We start from the raw sequence: 5654 nt of genomic DNA, 5'->3' as shown, positions 1-5654 counted from the left end.
CGCCGCCGGCACAAGGGTACGCGTTGCCGGCGTCCTCACCCGTTCGCACTCCCTTCCTCCCTGCGGTCGTCAGGTCGCTTGCGCTGCGGCCTGCGGCGCCGCCCTTGTACCGTCAGCTGATACCCCGTCTCGGTCTTGTTGTCACGGCGCCAGGCTCCCCGCGCCGGCGAAAAGCCAAAAGGGGAATACACCAGAAAGAAGTCGAAACGGGAGGGTTTATGACGAAGTTACTGAAAGAGTTTTTGGCCGAGCTGGCCGTCAGCCAGAACGCTAACAAGCTGCAGGACGAACGTGCCGAGGACAATTTGGCCCGTATTTCATTGGCTGCAGAGGCTGTTTTGGCTTTCTTGGAGAGAAGTCCGGGTGAAGAGCGTGACGTTGCGACGATTTTTGCTGATTTAGTGGCCGATTTATTCCACTTGGGACACCGCCTGCACATGGCTGGGTTCTATGCTGATTTCCCATTATGGCGGCAGTCTGTATTACTCACCGCCATGGGCCATTTTGACACTGAAACTACCGAGTGTTCAGAGGTTGAGGCAAGTCATCCTCATGCGGCTTTCGCATTGTTGTCGTTCCTAAACAGTCGTAAGCAACCTGAGCAACATATCAGCGTATCGGCACGCCTACTTGCGACCGAACTACTCATGATGAATACCCGCCTTGAATCGTTACCGAAAGCTAATGCACTGGCCGCCGTCATCGCCGAAATCTACAAGTAATCATTCGGGCGGTGAGCATGCCGCCCTGTTTAATTAGGATATCAATATGAATAATAAGATTTATTTTAAGGGTAAAAAGACAATTGAGGTGATCACTCATGCGCGTCAACACGGGTGTGATGTGCTGTTGATCAAGGATGAGAGGGTGTATTTGATGGCGGCATCGCATGCCAAAGGAAAGCGATTACTGGCCTATGCGGAAGGGTTGGATCCGACGACCCGTGACAGTAGCGATGTGTTTGATGACGCCTGCCGATTATGTGGCGGCGACGACTTTATGGAGCGTCTCCCGTCGGACGACCCGACCTTTGACCATATGCTGGAGAAACAAGGTCATCTTGAGTTTCTCATTACACAAACCGAGTTCTGTATGACGTCTGTGGGTTAAAAGTAATGCCCGGCGCGCATTCATGATTGTGACGCGGTGAGGCAAAACCCCTCTTGATACTCAATACGGGTATCAAGAGGGCCAGCTGGAGTAATCTTCAAAAATAAAGCTACTCAGTTTGATACGTAACAAAATGAGCTGATGTTATTGGTTCTCATATTGAGTATTTTATTTTACTCATTATGAGTAATTGTGGCTTGATACGATCTCTGGTTTACTTATAATGATACTCAAATTGAGTAACTAAAGGGTTGTGAAATGCATATTTGCTGTGATGATGGTTCTACCAATGTGAAGCTGGCCTGGTATGTGGCGGGGGATTTGCATACGACCCTATCGCCTAATTCTTTCCGTCCAGGATGGAAAATCGACGGCATCGGCAGCCGTCGCACGTACAACTATTCGGTTGATGGCCTGAAGTACACCTTTGACGATGTTAGCCAGCAGGCGATCAGCACGACCAATATTGAGTATCAGTACGGTGATACCAATCTGCTCGCGGTTCACCATGCCTTGATAAACAGTGGCATTGAGCCACAATCGGTTAAGCTGACCGTCACATTGCCAATCAGCGAGTTCTATACCGATGACTGTCAGAAAAACACAGTCAATATTCAGCGAAAAATCGACAATCTGCTTCGGCCGGTGACGTTGAATAAGGGAGAAGCTTTTACGGTAACAGCAGTTGAAGTGATGCCTGAATCACTACCCGCGGTATTTTCTGTCCTGGTCCAAGAGAATGTCGGCCCGCTGGAAACGTCCCTGGTTATCGATTTGGGTGGAACAACGCTTGATGCCGGGGTGATCGTCGGCCAATTCGACGATGTGACGGCGATCCACGGTAATCCTACCCTGGGTGTTTCTATGGTGACGCAGGCCGCTCTAACTGCGCTGCGTATGGCGGACAGCGATACGAGCGCCTATGTGGCGGATACGGTGATCCAACGTCGTCACGATCGGGCCTTTTTGTCACAGCTGATTAATGATGCTTCGCGGGTTGATGACGTAATCGCCGCGATAGAGCACGGTATCACCCGGCTTGGCGATCGTGTGGTGAACGAATTGTCGCGATTCCGCCACGTTAACCGGGTTTGGCTGGTCGGTGGGGGCGCTCCGCTGATAGAATCCGCGGTAAGAAAAGCCTGGAAACTGCCGGCGGAACGTATAACGTTGGTCAAAAAACCGCAAATGGCGCTGGCGAGCGAAATGGCATTGTATAAACAAGAGGGATAACCGTGAGCGAAAACAGCAGTGATACCCGTCGAAAATTTACCAGCTATTTGCAGCTGGACTGCGAGGCAGATCGCCAGGCTCTGAATGTGGTTGAATCCATTTCGCAGCGAGTGCGCGGGGATTTTCTGCGTAATGCCATCATCACAACGGCGGCATTACATCAGCTCGATTCACGATTACCAGTATTGTTGGCCACGATGTATAACGGCCAGTTGACCAGCGAGCAGCTGGTCAACCTGGTCAGTCAAACAACAGGCTGGAAACCCGAAATGGCCGCGATCCGCGACGTGGTTATGGCGTTGTCTGGTGATAATTGTCGATTGGTGGATCCTCTTGAACCTGTACAGCAACGTAACGAATCGGGGGCCCTGGATGAGGCTCGCAAGAAATTGGATAAACTGCTCTAAGGAGCAATTATTGCCGGTTTTTCTGCATTTTTGTCTCGTTTAGGGTGCAAAAATTGCCTGTTTTTTAAGGGGGCAATGCATGGATGTTTTTGAGTTGAGATTATGGCGCGCCGGCCAATACTTTTCGCTGTCTGAGGCGCGTTCGCTGCGCCTTGGGAGCCATTGGCGGCAAGAGGATGCCGCCAATGCTCTGGGGGTGTCAGAACGGACTTATCGGACCTATGAAAATAGTGGCGTGTCCCGAACAGCTCGCCTGGGGATCCAGACACTGATGCTGGTTCGCTTGTTACCCGATTTGCGTCGAATGGAGCAACCGCAAATCGTTTTGCAACTGCAGGCGCTAACGCGCCATGATCAGACAACACCCCAGTCCAGGGGCGTGGCATCGCTTATTATGCCTTCTGCAGGTATGAAGGCATGGCGAGGGGGGCTGGGTTGGACGCAAAAGCAGACCGCGGATTATCTTGGGGTTTCGCTTCGGACCGTCAAGAACTATGAGCAAGGGGTTTTGCCGCGTCGACTGATGTTGGCCGCACAGGCTGTTACGCTGGTAACGTTATTGCCGGTCTGGGCAACCTATCCGTCAGCCAGGTTACTGCAGGTTCTGGAGCAACTGGTTAATATTGAAGTGAAATAACACCCTGTTTATGGTGGCCAATTCTGGCCACTCAAAGGATCCCCGGCCTTGCCGGGGCCCCATCTTTGACTTCAACTTCTGCGGTTTGCATTTTTCCGCCCTACGGGCGGGGATCTAAATGGTATGTCGTCGCCTGGGCTTACGCCGTAGCCCGAACGTAGCCGTGCCGCTGCGCCTGCAAGGGTACGCGTTGCCCATATCCTCACCCGTTCGCACTCACTCTCTCCCTGCTGTCGCTCGTTCGCTTGCGCATGCGGCTTGCGGTATGGCCCCTGCATTCTTCGCTTTCCGCACGTCTGTGTTTTGGCTACGGCGCAAGCCGATATCCGACAACCTGACTGGAGAAGAATTATGCCGAATTGGTGTGCAAACCGCCTTATCGTGACTGGGACGCCTGATCAACTTACCGCTGTGGCTGAATTTTCACGTAGCGAAGGAAGTGACAGTTTTTTCAGCGATGTTGATGTTGCATTTGTGGAGCTCGACGGTGAAATACAGCTGGATTTTCATACCCGGTGGGCTCCCCCTGAAGGTTCCGAGATCCGTAATCTGAGTAAGCGTTTCTCCTGCCATATTTGCCACACGTTTTGCGAGGAGGGGGAGGGTTTTTGCGGCTATCACGTTTATTCAAATGGCGAATACATAGATAGTGCCAGCGACGATATTGAATGGTCAGATGATTTGGACGAATACGGATATGCCGAGCTTGTAGGCCCGGAGTATGTCTTGGGCAATGTACCAGATTACGGTGGTTAACGAATTTATTGCGCTCCTGTCGGGGCGCTTAACTGAATAATACGGAATATTAGGATGCTTGAAAAAATGACTATCGCAGGGCTTATTGCCAGGCTAAACCGTTATCCCAATGATGCGCTGTGCGTGGCCAGTTTTTGGCTGGATGATGATTTTCTCGCGTTGGATGCAACGTTGACAGCTGATGATATTGAGCTGGCGATGGAGGTTGTCCATGACAATCATGATGCAAATATTGGCATAAACTGGGATGTGCTGCAGAGCGCGATTGATATTGTAAAAGTTCAAGAATGATGGCTTGCAGCCGGTCTACGACCGGCGCCGCATCCACTGGCCGCCATGGGCGGCCGTTAAGGAAAGCCGTTGTCAACGGCTTCATAGTGCACTTTTCCAGGCTTCTTGTGCCGCGGTGTTCACTTTTGCTGTGACGGACGCTGCCCCGTTCCGGTACGACAACAAGGAAAAGCTGACGCCCGCTGTCCTCACCCGTTCGCACTCCCTGCGGTCGTTTGCGCTGCGGCTTCCGACATCGCCCTTGCTGTCGTCCCTAATGGAACGTGGAGGTCTCGTGTCACAGCAACGTGCTCCCCGCTCTGTGCAAGAGCGAGAAAAAGGGCACCATAAGTGAAGCCGGAGAACGAAGTATGAATACTGCAGTAAACGCCGCCCAGTCAGTAACAGAGGTGAGCAGAATTGAAATTACCGATCCGCGTCGCCGTTTGGCTTTTGTACCTCAATTATTTGCCACGCCGGTAGGTGAACGCTTGGCTATCAACTTTTTAAGCAGGCACAGCAATTACGATGGGGGAATGTGGAATTTTTATGAGGTTCCTATCGGGCTCACCGGCCGAGTCGGGCCATGGGCTGACATGATGATTAACCACCCAACCGGTTACATCGCGCCAGCGGATGGTGTTTATCGTTTAACTATTCCGGGTAATTACTTCGATGCTGAAGTGTCGGCGGACGCTGCCGGGATCATCGCAACGCTTTTTGTTTTGAATCACCTTTCCTGGAAAGCTTCAGAACTGGGGAAAGATTATGCTCTGACCTGTCAACGATTAATCGAGCGCCAAGATGCGCTTAAAGACTACATCAGTATCATTCAACACCCTGAAAAGTCGCTGATATTCCAAGCGATTGATTAATAATTTATCCGGGCAGTTCGCCCGGGTATCTCACTCCACGAGTGATGTATCGGTGCCGCGCGCGTTTGGTTTTTAGCGACGTTGAGTCGCCAAAAACCAACGATCGGTCGCTTGCAGCCGGCGATGCCGGCGCCGCTCTCACTGCCCGGCCGCTTATGCGGCCGTTCGCTAAGGCAGCCAGGTAAAGGCCTGGCACTTTCTGGTGTATCCCCTCAGRCCCGGCATCCGCGCAGAGAGACTGTCCCCGTGACAGACGCTGAGCCGGGGCGCCGCCGGCACAAGGGTACGCGTTGCCGGCGTCCTCACCCGTTCGCACTCCCTTCCTCCCTGCGGTCGTCAGGTCGCTTGCGCTGCGGCCTGCGGCGC

Annotated in this window: 8 protein-coding genes; all 8 read left to right on the top strand. The window is 52.5% G+C overall.

The features are described from left to right. The first annotated feature begins 218 nt into the window (after positions 1–218). The 8 genes from ACOWVD_RS25315 (at position 219) to ACOWVD_RS25280 (ending at position 5288) form a co-directional block, all read left to right on the top strand. Complete coding sequence (locus ACOWVD_RS25315) at positions 219–722, top strand: hypothetical protein (RefSeq protein WP_421105945.1); 504 nt, start codon at positions 219–221, stop codon at positions 720–722. 46 nt (positions 723–768) lie between these two features. Continuing rightward, positions 769–1110 (top strand): DUF3085 domain-containing protein, encoded by a 342-nt coding sequence (locus ACOWVD_RS25310; protein WP_421105944.1) that lies wholly within the window; start codon positions 769–771, stop codon positions 1108–1110. Between the two features lie 258 nt (positions 1111–1368). Then, the gene (gene parM, locus ACOWVD_RS25305; RefSeq protein ID WP_421105943.1) at positions 1369–2343 is read left to right on the top strand and encodes a plasmid segregation protein ParM domain-containing protein; all 975 of its coding nucleotides are present in this window, start codon (positions 1369–1371) and stop codon (positions 2341–2343) included. Positions 2344–2345: 2 nt separating this feature from the next. Then, entirely contained in the window at positions 2346–2750 is a 405-nt protein-coding gene (locus ACOWVD_RS25300) for a plasmid partitioning/stability family protein (protein ID WP_421105942.1), read from the top strand. A 79-nt stretch (positions 2751–2829) separates the two neighbouring features. Next, positions 2830–3387, top strand: a complete 558-nt coding sequence (locus ACOWVD_RS25295; protein WP_421105941.1) for a helix-turn-helix domain-containing protein — start codon at positions 2830–2832, stop codon at positions 3385–3387. Positions 3388–3738: 351 nt separating this feature from the next. Continuing rightward, positions 3739–4143, top strand: a complete 405-nt coding sequence (locus tag ACOWVD_RS25290) for a hypothetical protein (RefSeq protein ID WP_421105940.1) — start codon at positions 3739–3741, stop codon at positions 4141–4143. 54 nt (positions 4144–4197) lie between these two features. Further along, positions 4198–4434: a hypothetical protein gene (locus ACOWVD_RS25285; protein WP_285142930.1), complete on the top strand. Its 237-nt coding sequence runs from the start codon at positions 4198–4200 to the stop codon at positions 4432–4434. 350 nt (positions 4435–4784) lie between these two features. Further along, a complete protein-coding gene (locus ACOWVD_RS25280; protein WP_285142933.1) occupies positions 4785–5288 on the top strand; it encodes an antirestriction protein in 504 nt (167 codons plus the stop codon). The last annotated feature ends 366 nt before the right edge of the window (positions 5289–5654 follow it).

Origin of the sequence: Serratia sp. SA088, from assembly GCF_049065515.1 — a bacterium.
Taxonomy (GTDB): Bacteria; Pseudomonadota; Gammaproteobacteria; order Enterobacterales; family Enterobacteriaceae; genus Serratia; species Serratia nematodiphila.
This window is presented reverse-complemented; position numbering and strand designations above follow the sequence as displayed.

What these genes read in the sequence shown, in the direction of transcription:
- ACOWVD_RS25315 (WP_421105945.1), top strand. Translation starts at nt 219, where the DNA reads ATGACGAAGTTACTGAAAGAGTTTTTGGCCGAGCTGGCCGTCAGCCAG.
- ACOWVD_RS25310 (WP_421105944.1), top strand. Translation starts at nt 769, where the DNA reads ATGAATAATAAGATTTATTTTAAGGGTAAAAAGACAATTGAGGTGATC.
- parM (WP_421105943.1), top strand. Translation starts at nt 1,369, where the DNA reads ATGCATATTTGCTGTGATGATGGTTCTACCAATGTGAAGCTGGCCTGG.
- ACOWVD_RS25295 (WP_421105941.1), top strand. Translation starts at nt 2,830, where the DNA reads ATGGATGTTTTTGAGTTGAGATTATGGCGCGCCGGCCAATACTTTTCG.
- ACOWVD_RS25290 (WP_421105940.1), top strand. Translation starts at nt 3,739, where the DNA reads ATGCCGAATTGGTGTGCAAACCGCCTTATCGTGACTGGGACGCCTGAT.
- ACOWVD_RS25285 (WP_285142930.1), top strand. Translation starts at nt 4,198, where the DNA reads ATGCTTGAAAAAATGACTATCGCAGGGCTTATTGCCAGGCTAAACCGT.
- ACOWVD_RS25280 (WP_285142933.1), top strand. Translation starts at nt 4,785, where the DNA reads ATGAATACTGCAGTAAACGCCGCCCAGTCAGTAACAGAGGTGAGCAGA.